Annotated in this window: 10 protein-coding genes and 1 tRNA gene; 7 read left to right on the top strand and 4 right to left on the bottom strand. The window is 60.0% G+C overall.

Annotated elements, in window-relative coordinates; genetic code table 11:
* Positions 1 to 21: 21 nt before the first annotated feature.
* Positions 22 to 873: an AraC family transcriptional regulator gene (locus L888_RS0103545; protein ID WP_027951898.1), complete on the top strand. Its 852-nt coding sequence runs from the start codon at positions 22 to 24 to the stop codon at positions 871 to 873.
* Positions 874 to 1,032: 159 nt separating this feature from the next.
* Here L888_RS0103545 and L888_RS0103550 read toward each other — a convergent pair whose 3' ends face one another.
* Positions 1,033 to 1,914 (bottom strand): hypothetical protein, encoded by an 882-nt coding sequence (locus tag L888_RS0103550; RefSeq protein WP_027951899.1) that lies wholly within the window; start codon positions 1,912 to 1,914, stop codon positions 1,033 to 1,035.
* Positions 1,915 to 2,145: 231 nt separating this feature from the next.
* The gene (locus L888_RS0103555) at positions 2,146 to 2,811 is read right to left on the bottom strand and encodes a ParA family protein (RefSeq protein WP_005847188.1); all 666 of its coding nucleotides are present in this window, start codon (positions 2,809 to 2,811) and stop codon (positions 2,146 to 2,148) included.
* Positions 2,812 to 5,357: 2,546 nt separating this feature from the next.
* Between L888_RS0103555 and L888_RS0103565 the strand changes: the two genes are divergently transcribed.
* Positions 5,358 to 5,714 carry an MmcQ/YjbR family DNA-binding protein gene (locus tag L888_RS0103565; RefSeq protein WP_027951901.1) on the top strand — a complete coding sequence of 119 codons (357 nt, stop codon included), beginning with the start codon at positions 5,358 to 5,360 and terminating at the stop codon, positions 5,712 to 5,714.
* Between the two features lie 250 nt (positions 5,715 to 5,964).
* Here L888_RS0103565 and L888_RS0103570 read toward each other — a convergent pair whose 3' ends face one another.
* Together L888_RS0103570 and L888_RS0103575 are read right to left on the bottom strand one after the other, a co-directional pair.
* Positions 5,965 to 6,465, bottom strand: coding sequence for a hypothetical protein (locus L888_RS0103570; RefSeq protein ID WP_027951902.1), 501 nt, complete (start codon positions 6,463 to 6,465; stop codon positions 5,965 to 5,967).
* A 153-nt stretch (positions 6,466 to 6,618) separates the two neighbouring features.
* A tRNA-Met gene (locus L888_RS0103575) sits at positions 6,619 to 6,691 on the bottom strand.
* A gap of 448 nt (positions 6,692 to 7,139) precedes the next feature.
* Here L888_RS0103575 and L888_RS0103580 point away from each other — a divergent pair.
* The 5 genes from L888_RS0103580 to tamL all read left to right on the top strand — a co-directional run bounded on the left by L888_RS0103580 (position 7,140) and on the right by tamL (position 16,367).
* The gene (locus tag L888_RS0103580; RefSeq protein ID WP_027951903.1) at positions 7,140 to 7,739 is read left to right on the top strand and encodes a TetR/AcrR family transcriptional regulator; all 600 of its coding nucleotides are present in this window, start codon (positions 7,140 to 7,142) and stop codon (positions 7,737 to 7,739) included.
* A 68-nt stretch (positions 7,740 to 7,807) separates the two neighbouring features.
* Complete coding sequence (gene fabG, locus L888_RS0103585; protein WP_005847182.1) at positions 7,808 to 8,560, top strand: 3-oxoacyl-[acyl-carrier-protein] reductase; 753 nt, start codon at positions 7,808 to 7,810, stop codon at positions 8,558 to 8,560.
* 7 nt (positions 8,561 to 8,567) lie between these two features.
* Positions 8,568 to 9,248 (top strand): RluA family pseudouridine synthase, encoded by a 681-nt coding sequence (locus L888_RS0103590; protein WP_027951904.1) that lies wholly within the window; start codon positions 8,568 to 8,570, stop codon positions 9,246 to 9,248.
* 70 nt (positions 9,249 to 9,318) lie between these two features.
* Positions 9,319 to 14,031, top strand: a complete 4,713-nt coding sequence (locus tag L888_RS0103595) for a translocation/assembly module TamB domain-containing protein (protein ID WP_027951905.1) — start codon at positions 9,319 to 9,321, stop codon at positions 14,029 to 14,031.
* Positions 14,028 to 16,367 carry a translocation and assembly module lipoprotein TamL gene (tamL, locus tag L888_RS0103600; protein WP_027951906.1) on the top strand — a complete coding sequence of 780 codons (2,340 nt, stop codon included), beginning with the start codon at positions 14,028 to 14,030 and terminating at the stop codon, positions 16,365 to 16,367. The genes L888_RS0103595 and tamL overlap by 4 nt, the downstream gene beginning before the upstream one ends.
* The last annotated feature ends 156 nt before the right edge of the window (positions 16,368 to 16,523 follow it).

Below are 16,523 nucleotides of genomic sequence, written 5' to 3' on the forward strand. Positions count from 1 at the left end.
ACACCAACTCTCCCACAACCCATGGACGCATTCGACGGAAGGCTGGCCCTGCTCAACATGGGCTATGCGCGCGACAACGAAAAATGGAACTTCGGCCCCATCTGCAGCAACTTCTCCAGACTCTATCTGGTGACGCGGGGAACAGCTTGTGTCAGAATAAACGGTCTCGAACACAAGCTCACGCCCGGCCACATGTACCTCATTCCAGAGCTCACCACCCACTGGGACAGCTCGGACGGATACTTCGAGCACTACTACATCCACTTCGTAGACCCGCAGCACAGGCTCATGGAACTCTACCGGCAGTATGAGCTGCCCCTCGAAATCGAGGCCACGCCCGACATGGAAACCATGGTGCGCAGCGTGGGATACGACTACCAGGAGTTTGCGCTGAAGCAGCCGCAGCCCAAGACATACGACAACCTGCCGGGGACGATGACGATGTACAAACTGTTTGAGAAAAGGAGCGTGGGCCAGAAAATGCGCATGAACAGCCTGTTGCAGTACCTGCTCTCGTGCTTTTTCATCAAGGGAAAAAGGCGCAGCGAGGTCAGCGACAGCCGCGTGGCGCGCATCGTCTGGCACATCGACCGGCAGCTCGACAAGGAAATTCGGCTGGACAGGCTGGCCGCAAGCGTGTGCCTGTGCAAGGAGCGGCTCATCCGCCTCTTCAAGGAGCAGACGGGCATGACACCCACGGAATACATCATGGCAAGGCGCATCTCGCGGGCGGAGACACTGCTGCTCGCCCACCAATATTCCATCAAGGAGGTGGCGGCAATGGTGGGTTACCGCGACCAGAACTATTTCTGCCGTTGTTTCAAGAAGATTGCCGGCCTCACGCCGACGGCTTTCGTCAGGCAAAACAAATAGCCGCCGCAAGGGAAAGACCCGCGGGAAGACACTTCTCCCTTGCCTATCCTCCGTATAGGCAAGGGGAACGCGAAAACAAACTCATGGAGTTCATGTGCCGCCGCCCACCTGCCGCGAGGGCGGCCGGCAGCCGCACCCGAGGCAAAGGCCGGCCGGGACCTAAATGAGGTTGCCACTGAAGAGCACCTTTTTGATGTCGTCCTCGTGGTCATAGATAAAGCGGGCCACGATGGAACTCAGGATGGCGGAGGTGGACAGACGGTCGGGACCGGCGTATTTCATGCGGTCGAGCACGTTCTTGAGCGACTCGTCGATGTAGATGGTGGCCAGCTTGCCGCCGCCGGTCTTGTATTGCTGCGCCATGTCGAGGAAGAGTTGCCAGCTGTCGGTGGAGTCGTCCCTGACGATGTGGTACTCTTTCATGGTGTTTTCCTTGGGGCGGCGGCCACGCATGTGCTCTGCCGACGGCGTGGCGTCGGCTTGTGGCGCATCCACGCCGGCGGGCTGCAGCGAGCTGCGGGCGGGCTCCGCGCCCGTGGCTTCGGGTCGGGAAGCAGCCGTTTCAGACCGGGAATCCACCGCCATTTCGGGTCGGGCATCCACGTTTTCGGACTGGAAATCTGCAACAGCTGACCGGGAATCCACCGCCGTTCCGGGCCGGACGTCCGATGCTGTAGGCCCGAAATCCGCAGCGTCCGACCGCGAAGCGGCGACGTCCGGCGAAACATCCTCCCCTTTTGTCGCCGTTTCGGCCGCAATCGCAGGCTGATTCTGCCCGTCCCCTACCCTACCCTGCTGTCCACCAGCCGGTTCGACCGTCTGCGGGCGGTCTTCGCTCACCATGCCTACTGGCGATGCAGTCTGCACAGTTTCGGCCTCTGCCGCCAGCGTTTCGGGCGTCTCTTCCTCGGTTTCGTCGGTCTCTGCAGCCGCGTCGGCCACAATGGCCTGGGGCTTGAAATGGGAAGTGCCGTTCTGCAAATCGTGCACCAGTCCCTGAATGCCGCCGGGAAGGAGCACGCGTGTCTTCTTCTTTGCCATATATCTATATTTTTATATATTTATTTTTCTATCGATTTGTTTGCCGTTTTCTTCTTTTTCCTGTCTCCCTGCCCGTTTCTTTTCTGTCGTCTGGCCCGCTTGCGGCCTTGTGGCATCAGTCTATTTCGCCTTTTCGTTTCTGTCGATTTCACTTTTGCGCTTCGGCCAATGGTTTTGTCTCTTCGGCCGCCCGGCTTTTCAGTAGAGGCAGGGTGGGGCAGGGCGGGGCGCTTATTCTTTCATGCGCCGTATCATGAAGTCGAACGCCGGCTTCACCGCCTCGCGCTGTGCGGCCGTAATCTCGAACGTGTTGATGCGCTTGAGGGCGGCGCGTGCGGTGATGCGGGGCGTCACCGAACCCAGTTGTTTGAAGATGGCGTCGGTCTGCTTCCACATCTTCAGCTCGTCGGCCGTACCGATGCGCACATCGATGCGGTTGGGAATGAAGAAGAGGCGCGCCTCCATCTCGGGCGTGGTCTGCCGCAGGGCATTGACCACTTGGATGAACATGCCGGTGGAGTCGAGCGTCTTTTCCTCGTATTCGTAGGGACAAACAATGTAGTCGGCCGACGTGAACATGGGCACCAGGCCGTCCTCCGACACGTTGCCCGGGGAGTCGAAGAGCACGAAACCCTCTGTCTCCGAGGCCGAATCCATGAGCTGTTGCATGGTGTCGGGGTCCTGCACATCGAAGTCCTGCACGGTGTAAGGCTCCTCCACACCCTCGTAAATATCCATGTCTTTCTTGCGTTGCATGGAGATAGTCTTCTGCAAGTCAGTGTCTATGATGCACACGTCCTGCTTCTTCCACGCCAGGTAATTGGCAAAGAGGATGCAGAGTGTAGACTTTCCCACGCCGCCCTTCTGGTTGGCAAATACAATCTTTCGGTTCTTCATTTCACCTTAATCTATATGAATACATAATTCCATTTGCAAATATACGCATTTTCATCTAAACAAACAAACATTCAAACAAATAAATAAAGAAAAGACCATTAAATCATTTAATTGAAGAAATAAACAAATGAACAAACAAATATCCACATATATTTCAATATAAACAATTACTTATATAAGCATATACAAGCCTACAAATATAATCACATAAATATATATTTAATCATAAAAACACAAATATAGCTCCACAAACAAACATTTATATATCCATACAAAAACATAAATCATCATTTAAACAAACAAATAACAGAACCCAAAAGCCCCGCCAACGCCTACACACCAACGGCCCTTATCAGCTCCTATAATATCCTATGATTCACCTATTTACCCATACAAGTTCCTCTCCTAACCCAGCACACGTAAATATATAAACAAATAAACATCTTCTGAAATAAACCCCAATCAACATATAATAATATAAATAAATAAAAATGTAAAGGAGCAAAACTATGAACATATAAAGATATTACTACATATAAAAGTAAGTGTATAAATAACCAAAAACACATAATAATAAATATATTAATATATAATCAAACACCCAATTGAGCAAATAAATAAGTAAATAAATAGATAGACAAAGATACAAATATAAGAAAATATAATTATATAAAACAATAAAGGAATAAACATATACACACATCATTAAATACAAACAAAGGCAAAACAAGCACAAAAACCAAATATAAATCACTAAAGAAACAAAGAATTAAATAAATAAAAGTGTGAAACAATAAATATATAAACAAATAAACGAATCGGCAAATTAATAAATACACGAATCGATATATAAATATATATCATGCGAGCTGTCCCTCCTCAACGTGGCATCAAATCTTGCGGACGGCATGGCCATCCTGTCCTCGCGACAAGAAAAAGAGAAGAAAAGAATATTTTTTAATTTTCAAAGAGTTAGATTATCTTTATATGTATCATTAGTTCATTGATATTAGTAGGGGGCTGTAACTACTTGTTATTCAACGTACTGTAAGCCATATCGGCGACAAATTAGTAAGGTGGTGCGACAGATAGGGAGTATTTGTGCGACAGATAGGGAGTATTGTTGCGACAAATAGGGAGTGTTTTGAGCGGCTTGGCGACAGATAGGGAGGATGACGGCGACAGATAGGGAGGATGTTGGTCGTCGAATGATTTTTGCATGACAGATTTTTCGCATTCCCGGGAGTGGGGTGGGGTGGAAGCTGCGTGGCGGCATCTTTTTGATATGGCATGGCTGGGGAGTGGGAAGTTTCGGGAGGAGCGTATCTGGTTGACTGTAAATGCTTTGCTGGTTGCGGCGACAGATAGGGAGCTTTCTGGTGGCAGTTGTTCGCATGGGAGTGCGACAAATAGGGAGCATCGCGTATTATTTTTACAATGTGTGCATCGGGGTGGTTGCCCCTTGTTTTCGTGGTCGAAATCGCTTGGGCATATATTTCCATAATCTTCTTTGTATCAGTGGTTTGTGTTTGCTTAGGGTGCGGCTTCATTATTGCTGCTACACCACTTAGGTGCAGCTTGTCACATCCTGCCCTCTATGCCGGTTTTGCGCCGCCTTTACGGCGTAACGGCCTTGCCTTTGCGCCGTATTCGTTTCGTCTTTGCGGCGTATTTGTTTCGTCATTACGCCGTCATGCTTCCAACTCCACGCCGTGGTTATTTCCAATCTGGGGGAGAAAGCCAAGCGTAGGGGCGGCCGCTGCGCCGGCTTGCCGTCGTTTTTATTCACTGTGCAAGGGCGAAGGCCGAAAGTTCCCCAAAACGAAGTATTTGGCTGCGGCCCGGGTTGCAAGTGCTTGGCGCGTGGACAAAGATAAGCAATTTACCCGGCCCGACAAAGAAAAACGGGGAAAGAGGCCATCGCCCGACAGACAAGGGGCCAAGGCTTAAGAAGAGATTTTGCGAGGAAAAACAGGGCATAGAACAGTAATGAGACGATTCTACCCAAAGGTTAAGAAGAGATTTTGTGAGGGAAAGGCGGGGTTTATCCAAACATTATCGCTAAATTTGCACGCGTGGGCTGGTTCCCGGTCGGGCCCGAGGCTGCAATCGGGGTGCACTCTCCCAGTCTGCTGTTGCTCCCGACCGTGGCGCATGCAGCAGCCGGGGCCCGCGCAAAATGACAAGGGCACGCAGATTTCTTTCCACGGAAATACGGCGCAGCATTGCGGACGGCCTACCGCAAAATCATGGATAGCCCCGCGCAACACTCCGGTCGGCTTGGTGCAGAGTCATAAAGAGCTTGGTGCAGAGTTACAAAGAACTTGGTGCAGAGCCGTGGGCAGCCTACCGATGAACCACGAACAGCCCGGCGTAGAGCCGCTGGCAATCTGGTGCAACACCCCGCACGGCCTACTGCAAGCCATTGGCCGACCCCATGCAGCACCTTGGCTGGCCTACTGCAACCCCCTGACTGACCCGATGCAACACCCCATCCGGCCTGCCGCTCCGCCCACAAAAGCCCAATCCGACAAACCCCAGACAAGATGGATATAGAGCAAGTAAGAGACTACTGTCTGCAACTCCCCGGCGTGACCGAGGACGCGCCGTACGGCCCCCAGATGGTCGTGTTCCGCATCGAGGGCAAGATATTCCTGCATCTTCCTTTGGAATATGCCGACCCCCGCATTTCGATCAAGCTCCCCCCGGAGGAGGGGCAGGAGCTCCGCGAGCGGTATGAGGCCGTCAGCGCGGCCTACCACCTGAACAAACGGCACTGGAACGACGTGCTCATCGAGAACTGTTTCTCAGAGGAACAAATCAAGAGCTGGATTCTGGAGTCCTACCGACTTGTGCTGAACAATCTGCCGAAACAGCTCCGCGAAAAGTATTCCGGCGCATGAACACCGCCGGACGGACATGAAAAAACGGCCCGAAGACCGTTGCCAGGGCGGTTGGGGCTGGGTTTGCCCACGCCGCATGATTCGTCCGTCGTCGTGCGTCATGCCCTCAAGCCGTCCATGAGAAAGGTTTGCCCGCCCCGCATGGGATGGGCATTGGCGCCGCGCTGATGCTTTCCCGTAAAAACCAAACGGTGTGGAACTGCCAGCAAGGGCAGCCCCACACCGTTTGGTTGGTGCCGTAGACTGATGGTTATTGCCTTTGGAAAGTGACCACCTTGTAGTCCTTTTCATCCTGCATGGCCAGGAATTTCAAGGTGTTTCCGGTTATGGAGAAAGTGATGACAACGTTTTCCCTTGCATCGTCTACCGGGCTCCATTCCTTTGTAACCGAGTCCCATTTCTTGGCACTTGACCATTGTATCATCAGCTTGTCCCCGGTTGTATCGTATGTTCCGCGCCAATATTCCAGGCTTTTTTTGTCAAGGCTGCCCGAATGCTCGGTTACAACTCCTTCTTTTGAGAATGTAACGGTGTCGTTCGAGCTGTATTCATTTGAAATCCAAGTGCCTACAATCGGGCTGGTTTTCTTGTCGTCGTCGGACGAGCAGCTTGAGAACGAGAATACAAAGCCTGCCAACGCAAGCATCAAAAACAAATACTTTTTCATAATTGTGAAATTAAAAAGATCGATTATGGGGGCAAAAGTAAGCAATCTTTCCCGTCGGAGCAATATTTTTTCACTTTTTTTCATTCAAAGGCTCGTCGTTGGGGTCGCCGGTTCCAGCAGGCCATGCCTGCGGCGTTCCCGCCTGCTGTCCAGACCGTGCTTGGGCCGGGGGCCACGCAACAGCATATCAAAAAACCGTCCGAAACAGCTTGCAAAAGCGTTTCGGACGGTTCCTTGTTGCGGAGGCAGGACTCGAACATGCGACCTCCAGGTTATGAGCCTGGCGAGCTACCAACTGCTCCACTCCGCGATATTAACCCTGCATGTTGTGAATGAACGCTGCGGGCGTTCTCCCAAATGCGTTTGCAAAGATAGGGCTTTCCGGCGAGACAGCCAAGGAATCGACGCTTTATTTGCGGGTTTTAACACAAAGTTAACAGTTTCGGCGGCTCAAAGCGGCCGGGATTCCGGGTGGGGGAGAGTGGCAAAGGGGTGGGGCGGGCGGTGCTTCGGCCGCCCCCATCAGGCCCGTGAACCGGTTGGCGAGGGCTTGCGAACCCGTGGGTACAGGCGGAGAGGTGACGGGCGGGCGCCCCGCCGCTCCCTGCACATCGGGCGGAGGGTGTGCAGAGTTTTTGCCCGAAATATTTGCTCATTTCAGAGAATAGTCCTAATTTTGCGATGATTATGCGCCGCACGGCACCATTCTGCACGCCATGCAGGGGCGGGCCGCGCCCGGCACACGAAAGGAAAAGCTTATGTCCATATCGAAGACACGACAAAAACTGGTGGACGTGGCCAGGCAGCTGTTTGCCAAAAACGGCGTGGCGGCCACCACGATGAACGACATTGCTGCGGCTTCCGGCAAGGGGCGGCGCACGCTCTACACCTATTTTAATAGCAAGGAGGAGGTCTACTATGCCGTGATCGAGTCCGAGTTGGAGCGGCTGAGCGACAAGCTCGACGAGGTGGCGGCCAAGAAAACGCGGCCCCAGGACAAGATAATCGAGCTGATATATACGCATCTAAGCATGATTCGCGAGACCGTGGTGCGCAACGGCAACCTGCGCGCCGAGTTCTTTCGCAACATCTGGACGGTGGAGAAAGTGCGCAAGAATTTCGACGAGGACGAGATAGAGCTCTTCCGAAAGGTCTATGCCGAGGGCAAGGCCGACGGCGAGTTCGACATCGACAACGTGGAGCTCGTGGCCGACATCACCCACTATTGCATCAAGGGCCTCGAGGTGCCGTTCATCTACGGACGGCTGGGCCACGGGCTCACCGAGGAGACGAGCAAGCCGCTCGTGGCCAAGGTGGTCTACGGCGCACTGGGCAACAAGCGCACGCTCGTCAGGTAAAGGCGGTCGCACGGACCGACAAAAGACAGAACAAACAGTATCAACCAACTAAAATAAGAATCGACAACATGGGATTATTAAGTGGTAAGACAGCCCTGGTGACAGGTGCTGCACGCGGCATTGGCAAGGCCATTGCCCTGAAGTATGCCAGCGAAGGCGCCAACGTGGCGTTCACCGACCTCGTCATCGACGAGGAGCACGGCGGGCTGCAGACCGAGCGCGAGATAGCCGCCCTCGGCGTGAAAGCCAAGGGATATGCCAGCAATGCCGCCGACTTTGCACAGACGGAGGAGGTGGTGAAGCGGGTCAAGGAAGAGTTTGGCTCGGTGGACATCCTCGTGAACAACGCCGGCATCACCAAGGACGGCCTGATGCTCCGCATGACCGAGGCCCAGTGGGACGCCGTGATTGCCGTCAACCTGAAGAGTGCGTTCAACTTCATCCATGCCTGTGTGCCGGTGATGATGCGCCAGCGCGGCGGTTCGATCATCAACATGGCCTCCGTGGTGGGCGTGCATGGCAACGCCGGACAGGCCAACTACGCCGCTTCCAAGGCCGGCCTGATTGCGCTGGCCAAGAGCGTAGGGCAGGAGATGGGCCCCAAGGGCATCCGTGCCAACGCCATCGCCCCGGGCTTCATCGACACGGCCATGACCCAGGCCCTGCCCGAGAATATCCGCAAGGAGTGGATTTCCAAGATACCCCTGCGCCGTGGCGGAACCGTCGACGACATTGCCAGCTGCGCCGTGTTCCTGGCCTCCGACATGTCGAGCTACATCAGCGGACAGGTTATTCAGATCGACGGCGGCATGAACATGTAACGCCGTCATGCGTGTTGTTTACGAAGACAACCACGTCATCATCGTCTATAAAGAGAGCGGCGAGATCGTGCAGGGCGACAAGACCGGCGACGTGCCCCTCTCCGAGACGGTGAAAGCCTACGTCAGGGAGAAGTACCACAAGCCGGGCAACGTGTTCCTCGGCGTGGTGCATCGTCTTGACCGGCCCGTGGCGGGGCTCGTCGTCTTTGCCCGCACGGGCAAGGCGCTGGCGCGGCTCAACGACATGTTCCGCCGTGGCGACATCCACAAGACCTACTGGGCCCTTACCCGCAACGCGCCCCCCGAGCCCGAGGGCACGCTCACGCACTGGCTCGTGCGCAACGAGCGGCAGAACAAGAGCTATGCCCACGACCGCGAAGTGCCCGGCTCGAAGAAGGCCGTGCTGCACTACCGGCTCATCGGCCACACCGACAACTACCACCTGCTGGAGGTGCAACTGCTCACCGGCCGCCATCACCAGATACGCTGCCAGCTGGCCCACATGGGCTGTCCCATCCGCGGCGACCTGAAGTATGGTGCGCGGCGCAGCAACCCCGACGGCAGCATCTCGTTGCTTGCACGCCGCGTGGCGTTCGAGCATCCTGTGTCGCACCAGCCTGTCGAGCTCGATTCCCCGCTGCCCGCCGACCGTCTGTGGCACGACGTGGCCGCCGCGGCCGGTTGCTGATTGGCCCCGCCCCGTCACTTCCTCTCCCCTTGTCCCATCCCGCAGTCTTCCTCCCTCCCTCCCGGTGCCCATGAAAAGATATGCCAAGTGGGGCGGCGTTCTGTTGCTGACGCCCGTCCTGCTCTTTGTGTTCCTCTCCCTGCTTTTCTACTTCCCGCCCTTTCAGCGATGGGCCGTGAGGCAGGCCGCGGCCTATGCCTCCGGGAAGACCGGCATGCAGATCAGCGTGGGCAGCGTGCGCCTTTCCTTTCCCCTCGACTTGGCTTTGGCTGACGTTCGGGCCTTTGCGCCCAACGACACGCAGCCCGACTGCCGCGACACGGTGGCCCTTGTAGGCCGTGTGGTGGCCCGCGTGCAGCTGTGGCCGCTGCTCCGCAGCCAGGTCATGGTGGACCGTTTGGGCTTCGACCGGCTCCACCTCAACACCACCCATTTCATCCCTGCCGCCCGCATTCGCGGCCAGGTGGGCCGTCTCGACCTCCGGGCCCACGGCATAGACCTCAGCCGTGAGCTGGCCCGTGTGGATGCCGTGCGGCTGTCGGACGCCCGACTCGACATCGCCTTGAGCGACACTGTGCCGCCCGACACCGCCCCCAGCACCAACTTCTGGAAGCTGCGTGTGGCCCGCCTCTCGCTGTGCCGCACCGCCCTCACCCTCCATCTGCCCGGCGACACCCTCTCCGTGGCCGCCCGGATGGATCGCGCCGAGGCCGTCGGCACGTGGATGGACCTGCACCGAGGCCTCTACACCGTGGACCGGCTGGACTGGCAGGGCGGCCTGGCCTACGACCAAAACTTCGTGCCCCGCACGCGCGGCCTCGACTACAGCCACCTCCAACTCTCGGCCCTGCGGCTGCGGGCCGACTCCTTTTATTATGGCGACTCCCAGCTGCGGCTGGCCGTGCGCGAGGCCGCCTTTGCCGAACGCAGCGGTCTGGCCGTGAGCAGCATGCGCGGCACGTTCACGATGGACAGCACGCACCTCGCGCTGCCCGCCCTGCGCGTGCGCACCGCGGCCGGCACCGACGTGGCCCTCGGCTTCGCCATGGACCTCAATGCCTTTGCCGACGTGCAGCCCGGCACCCTCCAGGCCACGCTCCGCGGCCAGATAGGACGGCAGGATTTGCTGCTCCTTGCCGCCGACAACCTGCCGCGCACCCTGGCCCGCCACTGGCCCCGGCAGCCGCTGGTGGTGCATGGCGGGGTGGGGGGCAACCTGCAGCGGCTGCGCGTGCGCCAACTCGCTCTCCGTCTGCCCACGGCTCTCAGCGTGCGGGCCGACGGCTTCCTTGAGCACCTCGACCGCCCTGACCGGCTGCGTGCCCGCCTGCAGGTGCAGGCCCGGACTGACCGGCTCGACTTCGTGGCCGCCCTGCTGCCGCCCGCTGTGCGGGGCACGGTGCGCATCCCGCGCGGCATCGGGTTCCGCGGGCAGGTCGATGTCGATGGCCCGCGCTATGCCAGCCGCTTCACGGCCACCCAGGGCGGTGGCTCCGTGGGCGGCACGGTGTGGGTCGATGCCGGCCGCATGGCTTACGAGGCCAGCCTCTCGGCGCGCGCCCTTCCCCTGCGCGCCTTCCTGCCCCGCTATCCTCTCCACGCTTTCACCGGCAGCCTCACGGCCCACGGCCAGGGCACCGACCCGCTCTCGTCCCGCACCCGTCTGCAGGCCTCGGCTGCCGTCTCCCGCTTTGGCTATGGCCCCTACGACCTTGCCGGCGTGCGTCTTGACGCCACCGTTTCCCAGGGACGCGTGCAGGCCCGCGTGGACAGCCGCAACTCGCTGCTGCGCGGAACCATTGCCGTCAGCGCCCTCACCGGCGGCCGGCGGCTGCGCGCCACCGTGGGTTGCGACATCGCCCATGCCGACCTCCACGCCCTGCGCCTCGTCGCCCAGCCGCTGGTCGTCTCGGGTTGCGCCCATGTGGACCTCGCGTCCGACCTGCGCCAGTACCACCGTGTGCAGGGCACGCTGAGCGATATGACCCTGCGCGACTCCACCCGCGCCTACCGCCCGCAGGACGTGGGGCTCGACATCGTCACCTCGCGCGACACTACCCACGCCATCATCGACTGTGCCGACTTCCACCTCAACATGGACGCATCGGGCGGATACGAGCGGTTGCTGGCCCGTTGCAACGCTTTTGTGGGCGAGTTGCAGCGTCAGCTGCGCGACAAAACCATCGACCAGCTGCGCCTTCGCCGCCAGCTTCCGCTGGCCCGCGTCTATTTGCGGTCGGGCAAGGACAACATGGTGTGCCGCATCCTGCGCCACTATGGCTATGCCCTCGACCGTGTGCTGATGGACCTCACGGCCTCGCCCGTGGACGGATTGGACGGCCGTCTGCAGGTCGACTCGCTCGTTTTGGGCGGCTTCCAGATGGACACCGTGCGCTTCCGCTTCGATTCCGATGCCGAAAAAATGACCTACACCGCCCAGCTGCGCAACGGCCCCAAGAACCCCGACTACGTTTTCAATGCCCTCTTCGACGGCTCCATCGACGCACACGGCACGTCGCTCCAGGCCCGTGTCTACGACCACGTCGACCGCCTCGGCGTGCGCCTGGGCCTGCGTGCCGCCATGGAGGCCCACGGTGTCAGCCTCCATCTCGTCGGCGACAGGCCTGTTCTGGGCTACAAAGAGTTCTCCGTGAACGACAGTAACTACCTGTTTCTGGGCGACGACCGGCGCATCCGCGCCGACATGGCCCTGCGCGCGGCCGACGGCACGGGTCTCCAGGTCTACACCAACGACTCCAATGCCGTGGCTTTGCAGGACGTCACGGTCAGCCTACACCGGTTCAACATCGGCGATGCACTGGCCATGATACCCTACACGCCCGATGTAGAGGGCATCCTCGACGGCGACTTCCACCTCATTCAGACCGCCTCGGAGCTCTCCGTCTCCTCGTCGGTCGGCGTGCGGGGCATGGTCTACGAGGGCTGTCCGATGGGCAATGTAGCCACCGAGTTCACCTACATGCCCAAGTCCGACGGCAGCCACTATGTGGACGGAACGCTCTCACACAACGGCGCGGAGGTGGGCACGCTCACCGGCACCTACGTCTCGGCAGGCCGTGGCGTGCTCGATGCCACGCTCAGTCTGGAACGGTTGCCCTTGGAACTGGCCAACGGCTTCATCCCCGACCGCCTTTTCGGCTTCAAGGGCTACGCCGAGGGCGACCTCAGCGTGCGGGGATCGCTGGCGCGGCCCGACGTCAATGGCGAGGTGTTTCTCGACTCGGCCTACATCTTCAGCGAGCCCTACGGCGTGGAAATGCGCTTTGCCAACGACCCCGTGAGCATCGAGGACAGCCGGCTGCAGTTCGAGAACTTCGAGGTGTTTGCCCACAACGACAGCCCGCTCAACGTGAAAGGCTACTTCGACTTCTCCGACATGTCGCGCATGCTGCTCGACGTGCGCATGCGGGCTGACAACTATTTGCTCGTCGATGCCCGCGAGACTGGCCGCTCCGAAGCCTACGGCAAGGCCTACGTCAACTTCTTCGGGCTCATGCAGGGCCCCGTGGACAACCTGCGGATGCGCGGCCGCGTGGAGGTGTTGGGCACCACAGACCTGAAGTACAACCTCAAGGATTCGCCCCTTTCCACCGACAATCAGCTGCAGGGACTGGTCGATTTCGTCGACTTCCGAACGTCGGCCGCCACCGCCCCGAGCCGTCCGCCGCTCACGGGTCTCGACATGGACCTGAGCATCAGCATCGACGACGGCGCCCACGTGGACTGCTATCTCAACGCCGACCACTCCAACTACATCGACGTTGTCGGCGGCGGCGACATGCGCATGCAGTACAGCGCGGCCGACAACCTTCGGCTCACCGGCCGCTACACCATCGGTAGCGGCGAGATGAAATACTCGCTGCCCGTCATCCCGCTCAAGACGTTCACCATCCAAGACGGCAGCTACATCGAGTTCCGCGGCGACCCCATGGACCCCGCCCTCCACCTCACGGCCACCGAACAGACCAAGGCCACCGTGGGCGGCGACGCGTCGGGCGGCCGCGTGGCGGTGTTCACCTGCGGCGTGGTGGTGAGCCAAATGCTCTCCAACATGGGCCTGGAGTTCATCATCGACGCCCCCGACGACATGACGCTGCACAACCAACTGCAGAGCATGTCCAAGGAAGACCGCGCCAAGCAGGCCGTGGCCATGCTCACCACCGGCATGTATCTGGCCGACGGCAACACCAGCTCGTTCTCCATGAACTCCGCGCTGAGTGCTTTTCTGAACAGCCAAATCAACCAGATCACGGGCAAGGCACTGCGCTCGCTCGACGTGAGCTTCGGCGTGGACAACTCTGTCAACGGTAGCGGCGCCCTGCACACCGACTACTCCTTCAAGTTTGCCAAGCGCTTTTGGAACAACCGTCTGCGCATCGTCGTGGGCGGCCGGCTCTCGTCGGGGGCCGATGTCACGCCGCAGGAAGAGACCTTTTTCGACAACGTGACCTTTGAATACCGGCTCAGCCCCACGTCCAACAGGTATCTCAACCTCTTCTATCAGCGCGACAGCTACGACTGGCTGGAGGGCAACGTGAGCCGCTTTGGCGGCGGATTCCTGTGGAAACGCAAGCTGAGACACTTCAGCGACCTGTTCCGCTTCCGCGACGACAAGTCCGTTTCCCTGCCCCCCGACACTGTGCGGCGCGACTCCGCGCCCGCCCGCCGTGACTCCATGGCCGTGCGCCGTGCCGCTGCTGCCGCCCGTCGTGCGGCCGCACGCCAGGGCGCCGCCCCCGCCACCCAAGACCCACAGCGATGAACAAGACTCCCCTCTCCTCTCTCTCCGCCCTCGTGCTGACGGCCGCCGCGGCCCTCGTGCTGGCCTCCTGTTCGACGACGAGCGGCATCCCCGAGGGCGACCGGCTCTACACCGGCCTCACGCCCATCACCTACAACGCCCCCGAGCGCGGCGCGCACTTCGCCGCCACGCAGGAGGAACTCGAGGCCGCCCTGGCCACCGCGCCCAACGGCGCCCTCTTCGGCAGCAGCCGTGTGCGCTCGCCTTTCCCCGTGGGCCTGTGGATATGGAACGCCTTTCACGACAGCCACGGCCTCTTTGCCAAGTGGCTTGTCGGCGCCTTCGGCTCGCGGCCGGTGCTCATGAGCTGGGTCAACCCCACGCTGCGGGCCTCGGTGGGCACCGAGGTGCTGCGGGCCCACGGCTACTTTCGAGGCCGCGTCACCCACGAGATTGTCGTGGGCAAGAACCCCCGCAAGGCCAAGATTGCCTACACGGTGGACGCGGGCCACCTCTTCACCGTCGACACCTTGCGCTACGAGGACTTCTCGCCCGCGGCCGACAGCCTGGTGCAAGCCACCCGCGCCGAAGCCCGCCTGCGGGCCGGCGACGCCTTCGACGTGAGCGCCCTCGAGGGCGAGCGCACGCGCATCAGCACCCTGCTGCGCAACAACGGCTTCTTCTACTACCAGCCTGCCTACGCCTCTTACCTGGCCGACACCGTGTCGGCCCCCGGCCGCGTGGAGCTGCGCTTCCGGCCGTCGGCCGACATTCCGGCCGCGGCCCGCCGCAAGTGGTACGTGGGCGACGTGAGCATCGACATGCGGCGACAGTTCATGGAAGAGCTGCACGACTCCATTCGCCGCCGCCGTCTCACCGTGCGCTTCAACGGCCGCCGCTCGCCCGTGCGCCCGTCGGTCGTCCTCGGCGCCATGCGCCTCTTCCCGGGCCGCCTCTACAGCTACGACGACCACCAGCGCAGCCTCAGTCAACTCACGACGACGGGCCTGTTCAGCATGGTCGACTTCACGTTCACGCCGCGCGACACCACGGGCCGCTGCGACACGCTCGACCTGCGGCTCAACTGCGTGTTCGACAAGCCCTACGACGTTTACTTCGAGGGAAACCTCACGGGCAAGACCAACAACCGCCTGGGCCCGGGCGTGGTGCTGGGCCTCACCAAGCGCAATGCCTTCCACGGCGGCGAGCTGCTCGACGTCAAGGTCAAGGGCAACTACGAGTGGCAGACGGCCCACGGCGGCGAGGGCTCCTCGTCGCGCTTCAACAGCTACGAGTACGGCTTCGACGCTTCGCTGCAGTTTCCCACCCTCGTGGTGCCCTGGGCCGAGTCCATCCGCCGCCGCCTGTGGCGGCGTGTGGCGCGCACCCACTACGTGCCCACGTTCACCACCATGCTCAAGGGCTCGTCCGACATCATCAGTCGGGCCAATTATTTCAAGCGTCACATCGTTTCGGGCGAGTGGACCTACACGCTGCAGGCCTCGCCCACGGTGCGCCATCAGTTCTCGCCGCTGGTCTTCTCGTTCGAGTACATGCGCAAGACCACGGCCGCCTTCGACTCCATTCTCCGCGCCAACAGCTACCTGCAATACACCATGCGCGACCAGTTCGTGCCCAAGATGCAGTATGTCTACACCTACACCAGCCCCTCCCGCCGCAGCCCCCTGTGGTGGCAGACCACGGTGAGCGAGGCCGGCAACCTGCTGTCGCTGGGCTATGCCGCCGCCGGCCGCCGCTGGGACGCGCAGGGCAAGCAGCTGTTCCAGAATCCGTATGCCCAGTTTCTCAAGCTCGAGACCGAGCTCGTGAAGACGTGGCGGCTCGCCGAGCACAGCCGGCTGGTGGGCCATGTGGACGCGGGCGTGGTGTGGAGCTACGGCAATGCCACGGTGGCGCCCTACAGCGAGCAGTTCTATGTGGGCGGTGCCAACAGCATACGGGCCTTCACCGTGCGGGCCGTGGGCCCCGGCAGCTACCACGACGACGCCTCGGCCGCGGCCTACTATCTGGACCAGACGGGCGACGTCAGGCTGCTGGCCAACCTGGAATACCGGCCGCGGCTGCTGGGCAGCCTCTACGGTGCGGTGTTCCTCGATGCCGGAAACGTGTGGTCTCTGCGCGACGACCACCGCCAGGGCGGCCGCTTCCGCCTCCGCAACCTGCTCCGCGAGACGGCCCTCGGCACGGGCGTGGGGCTGCGCTACGACCTGGATTTCATCGTCATCCGGCTGGACTGGGGCGTGGGCCTGCACGTGCCCTACCGCTCCGGCTTCTACAACATGCCCTCTTTCCGCGACAGCCAGAGCCTGCATTTCGCCATCGGCTACCCGTTCTGATGGTGCGGGGCGGGGGAGCTTTAGGCGGGAATAGGCCGGGATAAGCGGGGAGTTATAGGAGGTGATAGGGGGTTATAGGAGGGGATAGGCAGGGATAAGGGAGGATAGGGGTGATGAGGCCGGCGCAATCGCGCGGCCTTTGCGGCGTAGCCGCAG

The organism is Hallella seregens ATCC 51272 (genome assembly GCF_000518545.1).
Taxonomy (GTDB): domain Bacteria; phylum Bacteroidota; class Bacteroidia; order Bacteroidales; family Bacteroidaceae; genus Prevotella; species Prevotella seregens.

Excerpts from the sequence above, each read along its gene's own strand:
- L888_RS0103545 (WP_027951898.1), top strand. The coding sequence starts at position 22 with ATGGACGCATTCGACGGAAGGCTGGCCCTGCTCAACATGGGCTATGCG.
- L888_RS0103550 (WP_027951899.1), bottom strand. The coding sequence starts at position 1,914 with ATGGCAAAGAAGAAGACACGCGTGCTCCTTCCCGGCGGCATTCAGGGA.
- L888_RS0103555 (WP_005847188.1), bottom strand. The coding sequence starts at position 2,811 with ATGAAGAACCGAAAGATTGTATTTGCCAACCAGAAGGGCGGCGTGGGA.
- L888_RS0103565 (WP_027951901.1), top strand. The coding sequence starts at position 5,358 with ATGGATATAGAGCAAGTAAGAGACTACTGTCTGCAACTCCCCGGCGTG.
- L888_RS0103570 (WP_027951902.1), bottom strand. The coding sequence starts at position 6,465 with ATGAAAAAAAGTGAAAAAATATTGCTCCGACGGGAAAGATTGCTTACT.
- L888_RS0103580 (WP_027951903.1), top strand. The coding sequence starts at position 7,140 with ATGTCCATATCGAAGACACGACAAAAACTGGTGGACGTGGCCAGGCAG.
- fabG (WP_005847182.1), top strand. The coding sequence starts at position 7,808 with ATGGGATTATTAAGTGGTAAGACAGCCCTGGTGACAGGTGCTGCACGC.
- L888_RS0103590 (WP_027951904.1), top strand. The coding sequence starts at position 8,568 with ATGCGTGTTGTTTACGAAGACAACCACGTCATCATCGTCTATAAAGAG.
- L888_RS0103595 (WP_027951905.1), top strand. The coding sequence starts at position 9,319 with ATGAAAAGATATGCCAAGTGGGGCGGCGTTCTGTTGCTGACGCCCGTC.
- tamL (WP_027951906.1), top strand. The coding sequence starts at position 14,028 with ATGAACAAGACTCCCCTCTCCTCTCTCTCCGCCCTCGTGCTGACGGCC.